This window comes from Streptomyces sp. NPDC002671, assembly GCF_053592475.1.
This window is the reverse complement of sequence record NZ_JBSFVU010000003.1, coordinates 215,539-232,511: the sequence shown is the minus strand read 5'-3', so window position 1 is coordinate 232,511 and position 16,973 is coordinate 215,539. Positions and strand designations below refer to the sequence as shown.

At 68.6% G+C, this 16,973-nt stretch carries 14 protein-coding genes; 6 read left to right on the top strand and 8 right to left on the bottom strand.

Annotation, left to right across the window (positions count from 1 at the left end; all coding sequences use genetic code 11):
• Window positions 1–30: 30 nt before the first annotated feature.
• Entirely contained in the window at window positions 31–2,394 is a 2,364-nt protein-coding gene (locus ACWD35_RS05910) for a DUF6049 family protein (protein WP_451349906.1), read from the bottom strand.
• Window positions 2,395–2,652: 258 nt separating this feature from the next.
• Between ACWD35_RS05910 and ACWD35_RS05905 the strand changes: the two genes are divergently transcribed.
• Window positions 2,653–4,119, top strand: a complete 1,467-nt coding sequence (locus tag ACWD35_RS05905; RefSeq protein ID WP_451349905.1) for a CCA tRNA nucleotidyltransferase — start codon at window positions 2,653–2,655, stop codon at window positions 4,117–4,119.
• Between the two features lie 105 nt (window positions 4,120–4,224).
• On the opposite strand, the gene ACWD35_RS05900 is transcribed toward ACWD35_RS05905, so the two are convergent.
• The 4 genes from ACWD35_RS05900 to ACWD35_RS05885 form a co-directional block, all read right to left on the bottom strand.
• Entirely contained in the window at window positions 4,225–4,731 is a 507-nt protein-coding gene (locus ACWD35_RS05900; RefSeq protein WP_451349904.1) for an LppU/SCO3897 family protein, read from the bottom strand.
• 96 nt (window positions 4,732–4,827) lie between these two features.
• On the bottom strand, window positions 4,828–6,105 hold the full coding sequence (locus tag ACWD35_RS05895) for an MFS transporter (RefSeq protein WP_451349903.1): 1,278 nt from the start codon (window positions 6,103–6,105) through the stop codon (window positions 4,828–4,830).
• Window positions 6,106–6,198: 93 nt separating this feature from the next.
• On the bottom strand, window positions 6,199–7,281 hold the full coding sequence (locus tag ACWD35_RS05890; RefSeq protein ID WP_451349902.1) for an inositol-3-phosphate synthase: 1,083 nt from the start codon (window positions 7,279–7,281) through the stop codon (window positions 6,199–6,201).
• A gap of 44 nt (window positions 7,282–7,325) precedes the next feature.
• Window positions 7,326–8,009 (bottom strand): PadR family transcriptional regulator, encoded by a 684-nt coding sequence (locus ACWD35_RS05885; RefSeq protein WP_451349901.1) that lies wholly within the window; start codon window positions 8,007–8,009, stop codon window positions 7,326–7,328.
• Between the two features lie 394 nt (window positions 8,010–8,403).
• Here ACWD35_RS05885 and ACWD35_RS05880 point away from each other — a divergent pair, with 394 nt between their 5' ends.
• Both ACWD35_RS05880 and ACWD35_RS05875 read left to right on the top strand, forming a co-directional pair.
• Window positions 8,404–11,079, top strand: coding sequence for a transglycosylase domain-containing protein (locus tag ACWD35_RS05880; RefSeq protein ID WP_451349900.1), 2,676 nt, complete (start codon window positions 8,404–8,406; stop codon window positions 11,077–11,079).
• 118 nt (window positions 11,080–11,197) lie between these two features.
• Window positions 11,198–12,754, top strand: a complete 1,557-nt coding sequence (locus tag ACWD35_RS05875; RefSeq protein WP_451349899.1) for a glycosyltransferase family 87 protein — start codon at window positions 11,198–11,200, stop codon at window positions 12,752–12,754.
• 103 nt (window positions 12,755–12,857) lie between these two features.
• On the opposite strand, the gene ACWD35_RS05870 is transcribed toward ACWD35_RS05875, so the two are convergent.
• The 3 genes from ACWD35_RS05870 to ACWD35_RS05860 form a co-directional block, all read right to left on the bottom strand.
• Window positions 12,858–13,889, bottom strand: a complete 1,032-nt coding sequence (locus ACWD35_RS05870; RefSeq protein WP_451349898.1) for an alanine racemase — start codon at window positions 13,887–13,889, stop codon at window positions 12,858–12,860.
• A gap of 89 nt (window positions 13,890–13,978) precedes the next feature.
• Window positions 13,979–15,100: a peptidoglycan bridge formation glycyltransferase FemX gene (femX, locus tag ACWD35_RS05865; protein ID WP_451349897.1), complete on the bottom strand. Its 1,122-nt coding sequence runs from the start codon at window positions 15,098–15,100 to the stop codon at window positions 13,979–13,981.
• Window positions 15,101–15,205: 105 nt separating this feature from the next.
• Window positions 15,206–15,520 (bottom strand): hypothetical protein, encoded by a 315-nt coding sequence (locus tag ACWD35_RS05860; protein ID WP_451349896.1) that lies wholly within the window; start codon window positions 15,518–15,520, stop codon window positions 15,206–15,208.
• A 237-nt stretch (window positions 15,521–15,757) separates the two neighbouring features.
• Here ACWD35_RS05860 and rpsF point away from each other — a divergent pair, with 237 nt between their 5' ends.
• From rpsF to rpsR, 3 genes are all read left to right on the top strand, one after another.
• Entirely contained in the window at window positions 15,758–16,048 is a 291-nt protein-coding gene (gene rpsF, locus ACWD35_RS05855; protein WP_003956532.1) for a 30S ribosomal protein S6, read from the top strand.
• 75 nt (window positions 16,049–16,123) lie between these two features.
• On the top strand, window positions 16,124–16,690 hold the full coding sequence (locus tag ACWD35_RS05850) for a single-stranded DNA-binding protein (protein WP_451349895.1): 567 nt from the start codon (window positions 16,124–16,126) through the stop codon (window positions 16,688–16,690).
• A gap of 41 nt (window positions 16,691–16,731) precedes the next feature.
• A complete protein-coding gene (gene rpsR / locus ACWD35_RS05845; protein WP_003949403.1) occupies window positions 16,732–16,968 on the top strand; it encodes a 30S ribosomal protein S18 in 237 nt (78 codons plus the stop codon).
• The last annotated feature ends 5 nt before the right edge of the window (window positions 16,969–16,973 follow it).

Here is a 16,973-nt window from a genome sequence, read left to right as displayed (position 1 = left end):
TCGTCCCGGGCCCACCGGCCACGACATCGCTCAACGGTCCACTCTCTCACCCGTCCCGGACGGGTCGGTGTTTTCCGGAGCGGTGTCCGGCGCCGGGTCACTCTGCTGCTCCGGGTCGTCTGCCCCGGAGCCGGACTCCTCCAGGAGACGGTCTCCGGGCGTGCCGGGGTTCCCGGGCTCGTCGGTGTCCTCCCCCGCCGCGTCGGGACCGTCATCCTCGCCCTGGCGGGCGGCAGCCCGCTTGCGCTGGGTGTACATGCGGAAGCCGGCGAGGACGAGGAGGAGCACACCGCCGCCGATGACCAGCATGACGGTGGGCGTGACCTCCGTGACCTTCACGTCGAAGGTGACGGCGTCCCCGTACGGCTGGCCGTCCTCGGTGTACAGCTGGGCGATCACGGTGACCCGGCCGTTGGCATTGGCCGAGGTGGTGAACTTCACGGACTGGCTGTGGCCGCCGGACACCGAGACGGGCTGCTCGTCGTAGGGCTTGCCGCCGATCTTCAGACGGGTCGGCATCGTCGAGGTGAGCCGCAGGACCAGGTGGCCGGCGGGCTGCACGAGGTTGTTCTGGACGGTCACCGGGATGGTGGCGCTGCGGCCGGAGAGCTTGGTCTCCGACTTGTCGATCAGCTTGACCTGGTCGGCGAGGTCGTCCAGCCACTTCTCCACCCCGTCCCGGTAGGCGCCGGCCGCCGTGCCGCGGCCCCGCCACGACGTGGACATCTCGCGGTTTATGGCCCGCCCGAACGGGGTGACCACGCGGGACCGGTCGGTGAGGATCACCTGGAAGTTGTCGAGCTTGTCCTCGGTGCGCGCGATCTGCACGAACGCCGACTTCTTCAGCTCCTGCCGGCGCAGCGAGGACGGGTAGGCGGACGTCGAGGGGATCCGCGTGGTGGCCTTCGGGTCGGGCTTGGCCTTCGCGGCCGTGTTGAGGCCCTGGGACTCGGTCCAGGTCCCGCCCTCGAGCGCCTTCAGCGCCGCCGCCATGGCCTGGGCCTGGCTCGTCGACGGCATCCGCTGCGGGGCGACGACGATGCTGCGCTCCTGGTCCGTCTGCGCGTTCAGGGCCAGGCTCTGGGCCAGGAACTCCTGCACGGCGAGCGTGGCCGAGTCCGCCTTCGTCAGGTCGCCCTCGAAGGCCGTGGAGAGCCGGGCGTCGGCGACGACCGCCGTGGTGCCGCCGCCGATCGGGCGTGCCGCGGAGGGCGTGTAGGGCAGCCCTGCGGTCTCCTGGAGGCTGTCGCTGCGGGCGATCACCCGGTCCGCCCCGGCGGAGGTGGCGACCTTGATGATCGACGGGTCGACGGCGCCTTCCGCGGGCCAGGCGAAGTCCGTGCTCGGTGTGACGTGGAGCACAGTCTTCACGGTGGTGGTGGCGACGTCGGTGGCGTCCTTGAGGTGGCTGAGCGAGCCGGTGACGCTGGTGCCGTTGTGCGCGAGGGAGGCCAGGTCCGGGTCGGCGAAGGGCAGCGCGACGATCTCCTTGCCCGCCACGGCCTTCTGCAGCTTGGCCAGCCACTGCTTGGCGAGCGCCTGGGACTGGCGGGGGCCCGGCGCGGTGGAGCCGCCTGCTGCCGGGAGCCGGTAGTTGGCCGCCATCGCGTCCACGGCCGCCAGCAGGTCGGGGTCGATCACCCAGGTGACGTCGAGGTCCTTGCCCAGATCCACCATCGCGGCCAGCCGGCCGCCCGGTGCGATCTCCTTGGCGAGGTCGTCGTTGAGGAAGACCGGCGTCTGCAGCTCACCGGCGCCGGTCTTGGCCGTCATGTGGACCGTGGAGAGCAGCGGCCACAGGAAGGTCGTCTTCGTCCTGGTGTCGGGCTCGGCGGGCTGCCACGGCAGGAAGGTGCGCTGGATGCCGAGCACCTGGGGCCAGGGCTGCGAGGAGGTCTGGCCGGAGAGGGCCACGCCGAGCTCGTAGACGCCGTCCTGGCCGAGGTCGAGCTTGTCCACGGGGACGGAGATGGTGAAGTGCTCGGCGACACCCGGGGCCAGCTTCGCGAACTTCTCCGTGTACTTGCCGCCGACCTCGGAGCCGGTGCTGCTCTGCACGTCGTCGGGGTGCTGGGAGACGTTGTCGATCGCCGAGCGGGTGTTCAGCGGGGGGCCCACGCGCAGGCCCACGTGGGCGTCGGTGACGGTGTGCTTGCCGTTGTTGGTCACCGTGCCCGACACGGTGACCGTGTCGCCGTCCGCGGGGGCGCTGGGGCTGAGCGAGTCCAGGGCGACGGACACCCTGTCCGAGGAAGCGGCCTGTGCGCGGACGGCCGCCGGTAGCTGGAGCAGTCCGGCCAGCAGGGGCGCCCCGGCGAGCAGTGCTCCGGTGCGCCGCAGCCAGCGGCGGGCAGGTGAGGCACTGGTCCCCTGGAAGTCTGCCGCGTCGGCCACGCGCTCGCCCGTCCCTCGTCGTCGTCAGTGGTCGTCGGAATGTGCGTCCCCGCATGGTAACGATGCGCGCGGAGGCGAAGTGCCGCGGTCTCCGTCACAAGATCGAAGAACACTGGCAAGCCGCCCTCTATATCCAGTATCGAGCGGAGAGCGGCCGTACGTCGTAAGAACTGTGCTTGCGGGGGTATGCAGGGTACTGTCCGGGGCCCACGTAATGGAGGCGCTCCGCGGCGTCCGGGCCACGTACCCTTTTCTGTTGTGCCGAACCCCAACGATGACACTCCCTCTGCCCTGAGTCAGGCGCAGCGGCGCGCGGTGAGCGAGCTGCTGCGGGTGGCCCCCGTCGCCGACGACCTCGCCCGCCGATTCCAGGAGGCCGGGTTCTCTCTCGCCCTGGTCGGCGGCTCGGTGCGCGACGCGCTGCTCGGCCGGCTCGGGAACGACCTGGACTTCACCACCGACGCCCGCCCCGAGGACGTACTGAAGATCGTGCGGCCGTGGGCGGACGCCGTCTGGGAGGTGGGCATCGCCTTCGGCACCGTCGGCGCGCAGAAGAGTGCCCGGGTCGGCGAGACCGACTGGGACTTCCAGATCGAGATCACCACCTACCGGTCGGAGGCGTACGACCGCACCTCGCGCAAGCCCGAGGTGTCGTACGGCGACTCCATCGAGGAGGATCTGGTCCGCCGTGACTTCACGGTCAACGCGATGGCCGTCGCATTGCCGGAGAAGGAGTTCATCGACCCGTACGGCGGCCTGGAGGACCTCGCCGCCCAGGTGCTGCGCACGCCCGGCACGCCGGAGGACTCCTTCTCGGACGACCCGCTGCGGATGATGCGTGCCGCCCGGTTCGCCGCTCAGCTGGACTTCGAGGTGGCACCCGAGGTCGTCGCCGCGATGAAGGACATGGCCGGGCGGATCGAGATCGTCTCGGCCGAGCGGGTCCGGGACGAGCTGAACAAGCTGATCCTCTCCGTCCACCCCCGCAAGGGCCTGTCCCTGCTGGTCGACACCGGGCTCGCCGACCACGTCGTGCCCGAGCTGCCGGCACTGCGCCTGGAACGTGACGAGCACCACCGGCACAAGGACGTCTACGACCACACGCTGATCGTGCTGGAGCAGGCGATGGCGCTGGAGCCGAGCGGTCCCGACCTCACGCTCCGGCTGGCCGCGCTGCTGCACGACATCGGCAAGCCGCGCACGCGCCGCTTCGAGAAGGACGGCCGGGTCTCGTTCCACCACCACGAGGTGGTCGGCGCGAAGTTGACGAAGAAGCGCATGACCGCGTTGAAGTACTCCAACGAGCTCGTGAAGGACGTCTCACGGCTGGTCGAACTTCATCTGCGCTTCCACGGCTACGGCACCGGGGAGTGGACGGACTCGGCGGTGCGCCGCTACGTCCGTGACGCCGGCCCCCTGCTGGAGCGCCTGCACTACCTGACCCGCTCCGACTGCACCACGCGGAACAAGCGCAAGGCCGCCGCGCTGTCCCGGGCCTACGACGGCCTGGAGGAGCGCATCGCCCAGCTCCAGGAGCAGGAGGAACTGGACGCGATCCGCCCGGACCTCGACGGCAACCAGATCATGGAGATCCTGGGGGTCGGCCCCGGCCCGGTCGTGGGCAAGGCCTACAAGCACATGCTGGAACTCCGCCTGGAGCATGGACCCATGGAGCATGACGCGGCGGTGGCGGCGCTCAAGGAATGGTGGGCGGAGCAGAGCTGAGCCCGTGGTCCGGGGTCGTGTTTCACGTGAAACACGACCCCGGACCAGGCGCAACCGAGGGGCGATGTTTCACGTGAAACATCGCCCCTCGCGTCTCGGTCGGTGCTACTTCTTGTAGTCCTTCAGGCAGAGCAGGAAGGAGCCACCGCTCTTCTCCTCGGTGTAGGCGTACTGGAAGCCCTTGGCCTTGTTCTCGCACGTGAGCTGAGCCGAGGCGCCGGAGTACTTGCCATCGACCTTGGCCAGCACCACGTACTGGGCCTTCGACGAGCCGCAGTCGACGACCTCGAGGTCCGGGCTGGTGTCGCTGCTGCTGCCGCGGTGCATGCAGTCGCCGACCTTCGCCGTGTCGGCATCATTCCGGCTGGCGAAGTAGCCGCCGATGGCGACACCGGCGGCTATCACGACGATGACGATGTTCTTGATCGTCTTGAAGCTCAGCTTGCGCTTGGGCTGCGGCGGCACCGGAGCATACGGAGCGCCGCCCTGCTGCGGGTAGCCCTGCTGCGGCGGGTACGGAGCGCCGCCCTGCGGCGGGTAGCCCTGCTGCGGCGGGTAGGGAGCCTGGCCCTGCGGCGGGTACGGAGCCTGGCCCTGCGGCGGAGTAGTCACTTTGGGGTCCCCCTGGGACGTGGTGCACATGGCAAGTAAGACCCACGTAAGTTAGCGGCTGCCACTGGCGCGCCTGTAATCCAGAGGGACTCTGTGTCATTGATGTGACACTCTCTGCCGTTCAAAGCGGCCCATAGTCACCGCAACCGTCCCGTAGACGATTGCGACTGCGACGATGAGAAGCACGGAGTGGCCGTCCGGTGGAAGCATCAGAGCGGCCACTCCGGCGCCGCCGACGAAGGCGACGTTGAAGAGGACGTCGTACACGGAGAAGATCCGGCCCCGGAAGCCGTCGTCCACGGACGCCTGGACGATCGTGTCCGTGGAGATCTTGGCGCCCTGGGTGGTCAGGCCCAGCACGAAGGCCGCGACCAGCAGGGGGCCGAGGGCGAACGGCAGGCCGAGCGCGGGTTCCAGAACCGTGGCCGCGCCGGAGCAGACCGCGATCCAGCGGCCGGGGCCCAGTCGTCCCGCCGCCCACGGCGTCACCACGGCAGCCGCGAAGAAGCCCGCGCCGGACGCCACCAGCGCGAGTCCGAGCAGCTTGAGCCCTTCGTCGGGGGTCGTGGCGAGGGCGTACCGGCACAGCATGAGCAGCAGGACGAGCAGCGCGCCGTAGCAGAAGCGCATCAGCGTCATCGAGGTCAGCGCCCAGACGGCTTCCCGGCGCCGGGGTTCGGCCAGATGCCGGACGGCCGCGAACAGCTCACGCGCGGTGACGACGAGCGCGGTCCGCAGGCGGGGCCGTGCCGGCTCCCGGTCGGGGCCGAGCAGGCCGGGAGCCATGGTCAGCGAGGTCACAGCGGCGCACAGATAGAGGAGGGCCCCCAGCAGCACCACCGCCGCGGAGGAGCCCGACGCGGCGAGCCGGACGGCGAAGGCGAGGCCGCCGCCCGCGGTCGCGGCGAGCGTTCCGGCCGTCGGGGAGAGGGAGTTGGCCAGCACCAGGCGGTCGGCGTCGACCACGCGCGGCAGAGCCGCGGACAGTCCGGCGAGGACGAAGCGGTTGACGGCCGTGACGCACAGCGCGGAGGCGTAGAACAGCCAGTCCGGGACCTCGCTGACCATCAGCACGGCGGTCACCGCCGCCAGGAGGGCGCGCAGCAGGTTGCCGTAGAAGAAGACCTGGCGGCGTCGCCACCGGTCCAGGAGAACGCCGGCGAAGGGGCCGACCAGCGAGTACGGGAGGAGCAGGACCGCCATCGCCGAGGCGATCGCGGCGGGCGAGGCCTGTTTCTCCGGGGAGAAGACGACGTACGCGGCGAGCGCGACCTGGTAGACGCCGTCGGCTCCCTGGGAGAGGAGGCGCACGTACAGCAGGCGCCGGAAGTTCCGCAGACGTAGCAGGACGCGCAGGTCACGGACGACGGGCATGGGGCACAGCCTCACACATGCGGAGGGTCCCCGGGTCGTGAAACCCGGGGACCCTCACAGCCCTGGCAGGAGCGTTCTCGGCGAGCGGAGTGCTCAGCGCTCGACTTCGCCGCGGATGAACTTCTCGACGTTCTCGCGGGCCTCGTCGTCGAAGTACTGGACCGGCGGGGACTTCATGAAGTACGAGGACGCGGAGAGGATCGGGCCGCCGATGCCGCGGTCCTTGGCGATCTTCGCGGCGCGCAGGGCGTCGATGATGACACCCGCGGAGTTCGGGGAGTCCCACACCTCGAGCTTGTACTCGAGGTTCAGCGGGACGTCACCGAAGGCGCGGCCCTCGAGGCGGACGTACGCCCACTTGCGGTCGTCGAGCCACGCGACGTAGTCGGACGGGCCGATGTGGACGTTCTTCTCGCCCAGGTCCCGGTCGGGGATCTGCGAGGTGACGGCCTGCGTCTTGGAGATCTTCTTGGACTCAAGGCGCTCGCGCTCGAGCATGTTCTTGAAGTCCATGTTGCCGCCGACGTTCAGCTGCATGGTGCGGTCCAGGATGACACCGCGGTCCTCGAACAGCTTCGCCATGACGCGGTGCGTGATGGTGGCGCCGACCTGGGACTTGATGTCGTCACCGACGATCGGCACACCGGCCTCGGTGAACTTGTCCGCCCACTCCTTGGTGCCGGCGATGAAGACCGGGAGGGCGTTGACGAAGCCGACCTTGGCGTCGATGGCGCACTGCGCGTAGAACTTCGCAGCGTCCTCGGAACCTACGGGCAGGTAGCAGACCAGAACGTCGACCTGCTTGTCCTTCAGGATCTGGACGACGTCGACCGGCTCGGCCTCGGACTCCTCGATGGTCTGGCGGTAGTACTTGCCGAGACCGTCGAGGGTGTGGCCGCGCTGGACGGTGACACCGGTGGAGGGCACGTCGCAGATCTTGATGGTGTTGTTCTCGGAGGCGCCGATGGCGTCCGCGAGGTCGAGACCGACCTTCTTGGCGTCGACGTCGAACGCGGCGACGAACTCGACGTCGCGCACGTGGTAGTCACCGAACTGCACGTGCATCAGGCCGGGGACCTTGGACGCCGGGTCGGCGTCCTTGTAGTACTCGACTCCCTGAACCAGCGAGGCGGCGCAGTTGCCCACGCCGACGATGGCTACGCGAACCGAACCCATTCCGGTTGCTCCCTGTGTGTACGAGTGAGGCCCTGACTGGGCCGTCACGTGGCGGTGTCGTCGGGCGTATCCGTCCGGCGGGTTTCCCCGGGACGGGGCAGGACGCCCGTCGATCCAGTGGTGGTGTCCTGCTGAGCGGACCCCCCGGAAGCGGAACCTCTCAGGTCCCGCCCGGCCCGCTCACTCTCGATGAGCTCGTTCAGCCAGCGCACTTCGCGCTCCACGGACTCCATCCCGTGGCGCTGGAGCTCGAGTGTGTAGTCGTCGAGGCGCTCGCGCGTGCGGACCAGGGAGGCGCGCATCTTCTCCAGGCGCTCCTCCAGGCGGCTGCGCCGGCCCTCCAGCACGCGCATGCGCACATCGCGCGAGGTCTGCCCGAAGAAGGCGAACCGTGCGGCGAAGTGCTCGTCCTCGTACGCGTCGGGACCGGTCTGCGAGAGCAGTTCCTCGAAATGCTCCTTACCTTCCGCCGTCAGCCGGTAGACGATCTTGGCGCGGCGCCCGGCGAGGGGGGCGGTGAGGGCGTCCTCGTGGGTGCTTCCGGGTTCCTCGATCAACCAGCCGCTGGTGACCAGCGTCTTGAGGCAGGGATACAGGGTTCCGTAGCTGAACGCACGGAACACACCCAGTGACGTATTGAGTCGTTTACGCAGCTCGTAGCCGTGCATGGGGGACTCGCGCAGCAGGCCGAGCACGGCGAACTCGAGGATGCCGGAACGTCGGCTCATCGTCGCCTCCTCTCGGTCCGCGGTGCCCGCAGTGCCACGCGCAGCGTCTGTCAGCGCGCTTATCTCGCGCTGATGTATCGACTCGATACATCACGACGATAGAACGGCCTTCCGGGTGCGACAAGGGGGAGAGTGGTGAACGGGATCACATCCCCGATTCGTAGGAGGCAAGTTGCCTGTTTTGGGGTGAACTTCGAAGCTCGGTGCGTTTTGGCGGTGCGTAGTGTGTGCGGCATGCACACCACCGGGAACCAAGTGACGTCTGGGGAGCGTCGTTGTCCTCGGTGCAGTACGGGTGAATGCGGAACCGACCACATCCGTACTCCGGGGGGACCGGAAATCAGCCGCCGTTCCAGGCGCGCAGGGGTGCGCCTGCCCGAGGAGTAGTCGTTCGATGAGCGAGCACCGTCGCAAACCGCCGCAGCCGCAGGGAGGCGGCGACGGACGTGCCGCGGCCCGACGCGGCCAGCCCGGTCCGTCCTCCGGCCGCCGTGCGGCACCGCGAGGCGCCACCGGGTCTCCTGCCGACTCCTATGGATCCGGTTCCTATGGGTCGGACTCCAGCGGTCCGGGAGGTGAGGAGCGTGCCTACGGCAGCCGTGCCGAGGCCCGCCGCGCTGCGCAGAGAGGCGGCCGGCGCAGAGCCGCCGACAACGAGGGTCCGGGCCGCCGCGGTGGCCCGGGCGGACCGAGCGGTCCCGGGCGCGGCAGGGGCCGGGCCGGGGCGGCACCCGGCAAGAAGCGGTTCATCGACTACCCGCGCGCGGGCAAGTTCGGCTGGCACCGCTGGGTGCCCTCCTGGAAGCTCGTCTCGGGGATGTTCCTCGGCTTCGTCGGCAGCCTGGTGGTGATGGTCGGCGTCGGCTACGCGATGGTCTCCATCCCCAACGAGAACGACGCGGCCAAGTCGCAGAACAACGTCTACTACTGGGCCGACGGCTCCCAGATGGTGGCCACGGGCACCGGTGTGAACCGGCAGAACGTCACCATCGACAAGATCCCCAAGGCGATGCAGTACGCGGTGATCTCGGCCGAGAACAAGTCCTTCTACAAGGACTCGGGCGTCGACCCCATGGGTATCCTGCGCGCTTTGGCCAACATGGCGAGCGGCGGTCAGACGCAGGGTGGTTCGACGATCACCCAGCAGTACGTCAAGAACACGTACCTCAGCCAGGAACAGTCGGTCAGCCGCAAGTTCAAGGAGATGTTCATCTCCATCAAGGTGGGCACAAAGCTCTCCAAAGACCAGATCATGCAGGGGTACCTGAACACGTCCTACTACGGCCGTGGCGCATACGGCATCCAGGCCGCCGCGCAGACGTACTTCGGCAAGGACGCGGTCCAGCTCAAGACGAGCCAGTGCGCCTTCCTCGCCGCGCTGCTCAAGGGCCCGACGTACTACGACCCGGCCGGCAACGCCGATCTCGACCCGGCGGCGACCGCCAAGGCCAACTACCAGCGGTCCCACGCACGCTGGCAGTGGATCCTCGGCGAGATGCACAAGGACAAGCACATCTCGGACGCCCAGTACCAGGATGCCGTCAAGGAGTACCCCACGCCCCAGGGCCGCAAGGCGACCAAGGGCATGACCGGCCAGATCAGCTATCTGGCAGACACGGCCAAGAAGTACGTCCTGAACCACTCCCACATCACGGAGGCCCAGTTCGACCAGGGCGGCTACCAGATCTACACGACCTTCGAGAAGTCCAAGGTCAACGCCCTGAGCGCGGCCGTCAAGAAGATCCAGCAGCAGCGCCTGCACCCCAAGACGGAGCCGAAGGACAAGTACGTCCAGTTCGGCGCGGCGTCGGTGCAGCCGAACGACGGCGCGATCGTCGCCCTCTACGGTGGTGACGGCTACGAGCACGGCCACTTCACCAACAACGCGGACACCTCCGGTGTCCCCGTGGGTTCGACGTGGAAGCCGTTCGTGCTCGCCGCGGCCATGGAGTACGGCACCTACAATTCCGACGGCCTGGGTATCTCCCCGCTGAGCAAGTACAACGGCAACGACCACCTCAAGGTCATGAGGCCGGATGGCACGTACTACCTCAAGAAGGACAACTCGACCTTCTATCAGATGAACGAGAGTCCTCACCCCTGGGGCTACATCACCCTGCGCAAGGCGATGGAGCAGTCCATCAACACGCCGTTCGTCCAGCTCGCCGTGGACGTGGGTCTGCAGAAGGTCCGGGACGTCGCCCAGGCGTCCGGCGTTCTGAACGAGAGCATGCCCACGAGCCTGAACCCCTCGTTCGCCATCGGTACGTCCACCCCGAGCGCGATCCGCATGGCCGATGCCTACGCCACGTTCGCCGCGTCCGGCACGCACACGGACCCGTACTCGGTGACCAAGCTCAAGTACAACGGCGACGAGCAGCCGGGCTTCGCCAAGCCGAAGCACCACACGGTGATGCCGGACAACGTGGCGAACAACGTCACGGACGTCCTGCAGAACGTCATCCAGAACGGTACGGGCCAGAACGCCAAGGCCCTGGGGCGTACGGCGGCCGGCAAGACCGGTACGACCGACAAGAACAAGTCGGCCTGGTTCGTCGGCTACACCAAGCAGCTGTCGACCTCGGTGACGATGTTCCGCGAGAACCCCAAGGACCACGAGCTGCTCTCCATGAACGGCACCGCCGGCGTGGACTCCATCCACGGTGGTGACATCCCGACATCGGTGTGGACCGAGTACATGAAGGTCGCGCTGGAGGGGGCGAACGACACGGGCTTCCCGGCCGCCACCAAGATCGACAACGTCCAGGACGAGGTGGGCGCGCCCTCCCCGACCCCGACGGTCACCAACACGCCGAGCGAGACGCCGAGCGACTCGCCGAGCCCGTCGCCCAGCGAGAGCAGCATCGAGCCGTCGCCGTCGGCGAGCCAGACCTGTAAGAGCCGGTGGAAGTGCGACACCACCACCGGCGGCACGGACACCGGTGGCACCACCACCGGTGGCACGGACGGCGGTGTGACCCCCAGTCCGAGCGTCACTGATACGTCCGGGACCGGTGGTACCACCAAAGGCAACGGCAACGGCGGAATCTTCGGCGGCACAAACGGCTGACCGATGACCGGAGGCCGGTGTGCGGCGCTTCCTTGCGGGGGCGTCGGGCACCGGCCTCTTTGCGTTCCCTCGTACGCGGCCACCTGAACGGCAAGAGAGGTAGTGCAGGATGTGCCCCATGCCCAGTGCAGAGATGACGCCCGCGAGCGCGCACCCGCCCGAGCCCCTGCGGCCCGCCGGGGCGGAACCGGTGCGGCCGACCCGGGAGGACGAGGTCGCCGCGGCAGGCAGTGAGCTGATCGGCGGCCCCGTCGGGCGGCGCGCCCTGCTCGGGACCTCCTGGCTGACCCCGGTCCGGGTGGTCGTCCTGGTGGCGATCGGCATGTTCGCCCTGGGCCTGGTCCAGAAGGCGCCCTGCTATCACAGCGCCTGGTTCTTCGGTGCCAGCTCGCAGTACACGCACGCCTGCTACTCCGACATCCCGCACCTCTACCAGGGGCGCGGCTTCGCCGACGGGCTCGTGCCGTACTTCGACCGCATCCCGGACGACGTCTCCGGCGGCATGGGCTACCTCGAATACCCGGTGCTGACCGGCGTGTTCATGGAGGTGGCGTCCTGGCTGACCCCGCACAGCGGCAGCATGCAGCACCAGGAGCAGTGGTACTGGTTCGTCAACGCCGGAATGCTGATGGTCTGCGCGGCCGTCATCGCCGTCTGCGTGGCGCGCACCCACCGCCGGCGCCCCTGGGACGGCCTGCTGGTCGCCCTGGCACCCGCCTTCGCGCTGACCGCCACCATCAACTGGGACCTCTTCGCGGTCGCCCTCACCGCCGCCGCGATGCTGATGTGGGCACGGGGCCGCGCGCTCGCCTTCGGCGTCCTGCTGGGCCTCGCCACGGCCGCCAAGCTCTATCCCGTCCTCCTGCTCGGCCCGCTGCTCGTGCTGTGCTGGCGGGCCGGTAAATGGCGGGACTTCTTCCAGGCCGTGGGCGCCGCGGTGGGCGCCTGGCTCGTGGTGAACCTGCCGGTGATGCTCACGTACGACGCGGAGGGCTTCCACATCCGCGAGGGCTGGGCGAAGTTCTACACGTTCAGCCACGACCGGGGCGTCGACTTCGGCTCCTTCTGGCTGATCTGGGCGCAGAACTCCAGCCACCCGCCGAGCACCGACTTCGTGAACACCGCGGCCAGCGCGCTGGTGGTGTTCTCTTTCCTCGCCATCGCGGCGCTCACGTTCACCGCCCCGCGCCGGCCGCGCTTCGCCCAGCTGGCGTTCCTGATGATCGCGGCCTTCATCCTCACCAACAAGGTCTACTCGCCGCAGTACGTCCTGTGGCTGGTGCCGCTGGCGGCCCTCGCCCGCCCCAAGTGGCGGGACTTCCTGATCTGGCAGGCGTGCGAGCTGGCGTACTTCCTGGGCATCTGGATGTACCTCGCCTACACGACCAGCGGAGACGCCCACAAGGGCCTGCCGACGCACGGCTACCACTGGGCGATCGCGCTGCATCTGCTGGGCACGCTGTACCTGTGCGCCGTCGTCGTACGGGACATCCTCATGCCGGAGCGGGACCCGGTGCGCCGCTCGGGCGACGACGACCCCTCGGGCGGGGTGCTCGACGGCGCGGAGGACGTCTTCGTGCTCGGCGCGGCGGCCCATCCGCCGCGGCACGCCGCCCGCTTCGACGTGCCTCAGGTGGACTGGGGAAGCCGTCCCTCCGAGGACAGTTCGCTCTGAGCGAACGCCCTACGGTGAAGGGAAGGTCGGCACAGGAAGGCCGCTGAAGGAAAGGCCGTACACGAAAGCTCCGTGTACGGCCTTTTCGCTGTCCTGAGGGCCGTCAGCGGTCCACGAGGCGGTCGAACTGCGTGGTGGTGTGCCGCAGATGAGCGACCAGCTCGTCGCCGACCGTCGGCTCGGGGGCGTCGGACGGGACGAACAGGATCGACACCTGCATGTGCGGCGGCTCCGCGAACCAGCGCTGCTTGCCGCCCCAGACGAACGGGGAAAGGTTCCGGTTCACCGTGGCCAGGCCGGCCCGTGCGACGCCCTTGGCGCGCGGCATGACGCCGTGCAGGGCCTTCGGGGCCTCCAGGCCCACCCCGTGCGACGTACCGCCCGCCACGACCACCAGGTAGCCGTCCGAGGCCACCTTCTGCTGCCGGTAGCCGAAGCGGTCGCCCTTGGACACGCGCGTGACGTCCAGGACGGCGCCGCGGTACTCCGTGGCCTCGTGGTCCCCCAGCCACAGCCGGGTGCCGATCCGGGCGCGGAACCGGGTCTGCGGGAACTGCTGCTGGAGCCGGGCGAGTTCCTCGGCCTTGAGGTGGCTGACGAACATGGTGTGCAGCGGCAGCCGGGCCGCGCGCAGCCGGTCCATCCAGCCGATGACCTCCTCGACGGCGTCCGAGCCGTCGGCGCGGTCCAGCGGCAGATGGATGGCGAAGCCCTCCAGCCGGACGTTCTCCGTGGCCTGGTGCAGCTGCGGCAGCTCCTGCTCGCTGATGCCGTGCCGCTTCATCGAGGACATCACCTCGATGACGACACGGGCGCCGACGAGGCCGTACACGCCGTCGATCGACGACACCGAGCGGATGACGCGGTCGGGCAGCGGCACGGGCTCCTCGCCGCGCCGGTACGGCGTGAGCACCAGCAGGTCACCGCCGAAGTAGTCCTTGATGCGCGCGGCCTCGTACGTCGTGCCGACGGCGAGCAGGTCCGAACCGAGCCGCGTGGCTTCCTCCGCCAGCCGTTCGTGTCCGAAGCCGTAGCCGTTGCCCTTGCAGACCGGGACGAGCCCCGGGAACTGCTCCTGCACGTGCTTGTGGTGCGCCCGCCAGCGCGCGGTGTCGACGTAGAGCGTGAGCGCCATGGCCGGACCCGGACCTTTCTCGTGGCTGGGGTGAAACAGGGATGAGTGAGCTCTGAAGGCTGAAGGCTATGGAATCAAACGCCCGCGGTTCAACGGCGCGACATGTAGATGTCGAGCGCCTTGTGGAGCAGTTTGTTCAGCGGGAAGTCCCACTCGCCGAGGTACTCGGCGGCCTGCCCGCCCGTGCCGACCTTGAACTGGATGAGGCCGAACAGGTGGTCGCTCTCGTCCAGCGAGTCGGAGATGCCGCGCAGGTCGTAGACGGTCGCGCCGAGCGCGTAGGAGTCGCGCAGCATCCGCCACTGCATCGCGTTCGAGGGCCGGACCTCACGGCCGATGTTGTCGGAGGCGCCGTAGGAGTACCAGACGTGGCCGCCGACGACCAGCATGGTCGCCGCCGACAGGTTCACGCCGTTGTGGCGCGCGAAGTACAGCCGCATGCGGTTGGGGTCCTCGGTGTTGAGGGCCGTCCACATGCGCTGGAAGTACGACAGCGGGCGCGGCCGGAAGTGGTCGCGCACGGCCGTGATCTCGTACAGCCGCTGCCACTCGGCGAGGTCCTGGTAGCCGCCCTGGACGACCTCGACGCCGGCCTTCTCGGCCTTCTTGATGTTGCGGCGCCACAGCTGGTTGAAGTTCTTGTGGACCTCTTCCAGGGAACGGTTCGCCAGCGGCACCTGGAAGATGTAGCGCGGCTGCACGTCGCCGAAGCCGGCGCCGCCGTCCTCGCCCTGCTGCCAGCCCATGCGGCGCAGCTTGTCGGCGACCTCGAAGGCGCGCGGCTCGATGAAGTCGGCCTCCAGGTCGCGCAGGCGCTTCACGTCCTGGTCCTGGATGCCCCTCTTGATGGTCTCGGCGTTCCAGCGCCGGATGATCACCGGCGGGCCCATCTTCACCGAGAAGGCACCCTGCTGCTTCAGGTGCGCCAGCATCGGCTGGATCCAGTCGTCCAGGTTCGGCGCGAACCAGTTGATGACCGGGCCCTCGGGCAGATAGGCGAGGTAGCGCTTGATCTTGGGCAGCTGGCGGTAGAGGACCAGGCCCGCACCGACCAGCTCGCCGGTGCGCTCGTCGAACCAGCCGAGGCTCTCGGAGCGCCACTCCGCCTTCACATCGGCCCAGGCCGGGACCTGCATGTGGCTCGCCGCCGGCAGGCTCTGGATGTAGGCCAGATGTTGCTCGCGGCTGATGGTCCTCAGGGTCAGGCTCATGTCGGGGCGCTCCTCGGGCTGGTGTGTCCCCATGGGTACAGGGGCTCCGGCTCTCGCGCCGAAGCCTACTGCGCCGTGCGAGCGCCCCGACTGGGCAGTACAGGGTCAGCTGACGATGCCGCCGAACAGTCCGCCGTGTGCCATGCCGACCAGGAAGCCGATCCCCGCGGCAACGAGACCCACGATCAGGCCGGTCCGCTCACGCGTGGTCTCCGAGATCCACTGCCCGTACGCGCCGGTGACGACCCCCAGCAGGCCGGTCCAGGAAGTGAGCAGATGCAGGCTGTGGAAGAAGGACGTGATGAAGGACAGCAGCCCCAGGACCAGTGTCACCGCCATCAGGGTGTCCTGGACCGGGCGGACCTTGCCGTCGTGGGCGAAGAGAGAACCAGCCGTGTTGGGTCGCAATGCCTGAGTCATGGCACCTCCTGCGGAAGGCGGCGCATCGTAGCGCCGTGGACACCCGATGTGTACAGACTGACGGCCTCCACCGCCGGATTTCAACCGGAAGCCGGTGTGCAGGTAGTCTGTACCGTCTGCACCGGTGTCTGCTCAGGCCTACCCAGGCCTGTCGACGCGGACGCCGCTGCGTACGCATCACAACCCTCCTGCCACGGAACGACCGTGGCCGCTGAGTCCAAAGGAGGTGGGTTCCACATGCGTCACTACGAGGTGATGGTCATCCTCGACCCCGATCTGGAGGAGCGCGCTGTCGCCCCCCTGATCGAGAACTTCCTCTCCGTCGTCCGTGAGGGCAACGGAAAGGTCGAGAAGGTCGACACCTGGGGCCGTCGTCGTCTCGCGTACGAGATCAAGAAGAAGCCCGAGGGCATCTACTCGGTCATCGACCTGCAGGCCGAGCCTGCGGTCGTCAAGGAGCTCGACCGCCAGATGAACCTGAACGAGTCGGTCCTCCGGACCAAGGTCCTCCGCCCCGAGACCCACTGAGCTTTCCCGCTCAGCTGATCTCGGGATTCGAGTAGCACCAAGCAGCCAGCAGCAAACCCGCCGAGAGGTTCCCCCATGGCAGGCGAGACCGTCATCACGGTTGTCGGCAATCTTGTCGACGACCCCGAGCTGCGCTTCACCCCGTCCGGTGCGGCGGTCGCGAAGTTCCGTGTCGCGTCCACTCCCCGTACCTTCGACCGCCAGACGAACGAGTGGAAGGACGGCGAGAGCCTCTTCCTGACCTGCTCGGTCTGGCGCCAGGCGGCGGAGAACGTCGCCGAGTCGCTCCAGCGAGGCATGCGCGTCATCGTGCAGGGCCGGCTGAAGCAGCGGTCCTACGAGGACCGTGAGGGCGTCAAGCGCACGGTCTACGAGCTGGACGTCGAGGAAGTCGGCGCCAGCCTGCGCAACGCCACGGCCAAGGTCACCAAGACCGCCGGTGGCGCTCGCGGTGGCCAGGGTGGCGGCCAGGGTGGCGGCGGCTGGGGCGGTGGCCCCGGCGGCGGTCAGCAGGGCGGCGCTCCGGCCGACGACCCGTGGGCGACCGGCGCTCCCGCCGGTGGCAACCAGGGCGGCGGCGGCTGGGGCGGAGGCTCCGGCGGCGGTGGCGGTGGCGGCTACTCGGACGAGCCCCCCTTCTAAGGGCTCGCATCCCCACTTCTTGATCACACAGGAGAAACACCATGGCGAAGCCGCCTGTGCGCAAGCCTAAGAAGAAGGTCTGCGCGTTCTGCAAGGACAAGGTCACGTACGTGGACTACAAGGACACGAACATGCTGCGGAAGTTCATTTCCGACCGCGGCAAGATCCGTGCCCGCCGCGTGACCGGCAACTGCACGCAGCACCAGCGTGACGTCGCCACGGCTGTGAAGAACAGCCGTGAGATGGCGCTGCTGCCCTACACCTCCACCGCGCGCTAAGGGAA

Bases quoted from the DNA above. Each gene is read 5' to 3' on its own strand.
- ACWD35_RS05895 (WP_451349903.1), bottom strand. From the start codon at position 6,105: ATGCCCGTCGTCCGTGACCTGCGCGTCCTGCTACGTCTGCGGAACTTC.
- ACWD35_RS05890 (WP_451349902.1), bottom strand. From the start codon at position 7,281: ATGGGTTCGGTTCGCGTAGCCATCGTCGGCGTGGGCAACTGCGCCGCC.
- ACWD35_RS05885 (WP_451349901.1), bottom strand. From the start codon at position 8,009: ATGAGCCGACGTTCCGGCATCCTCGAGTTCGCCGTGCTCGGCCTGCTG.
- ACWD35_RS05880 (WP_451349900.1), top strand. From the start codon at position 8,404: ATGAGCGAGCACCGTCGCAAACCGCCGCAGCCGCAGGGAGGCGGCGAC.
- ACWD35_RS05875 (WP_451349899.1), top strand. From the start codon at position 11,198: ATGCCCAGTGCAGAGATGACGCCCGCGAGCGCGCACCCGCCCGAGCCC.
- ACWD35_RS05870 (WP_451349898.1), bottom strand. From the start codon at position 13,889: ATGGCGCTCACGCTCTACGTCGACACCGCGCGCTGGCGGGCGCACCAC.
- femX (WP_451349897.1), bottom strand. From the start codon at position 15,100: ATGAGCCTGACCCTGAGGACCATCAGCCGCGAGCAACATCTGGCCTAC.
- ACWD35_RS05860 (WP_451349896.1), bottom strand. From the start codon at position 15,520: ATGACTCAGGCATTGCGACCCAACACGGCTGGTTCTCTCTTCGCCCAC.
- rpsF (WP_003956532.1), top strand. From the start codon at position 15,758: ATGCGTCACTACGAGGTGATGGTCATCCTCGACCCCGATCTGGAGGAG.
- ACWD35_RS05850 (WP_451349895.1), top strand. From the start codon at position 16,124: ATGGCAGGCGAGACCGTCATCACGGTTGTCGGCAATCTTGTCGACGAC.
- rpsR (WP_003949403.1), top strand. From the start codon at position 16,732: ATGGCGAAGCCGCCTGTGCGCAAGCCTAAGAAGAAGGTCTGCGCGTTC.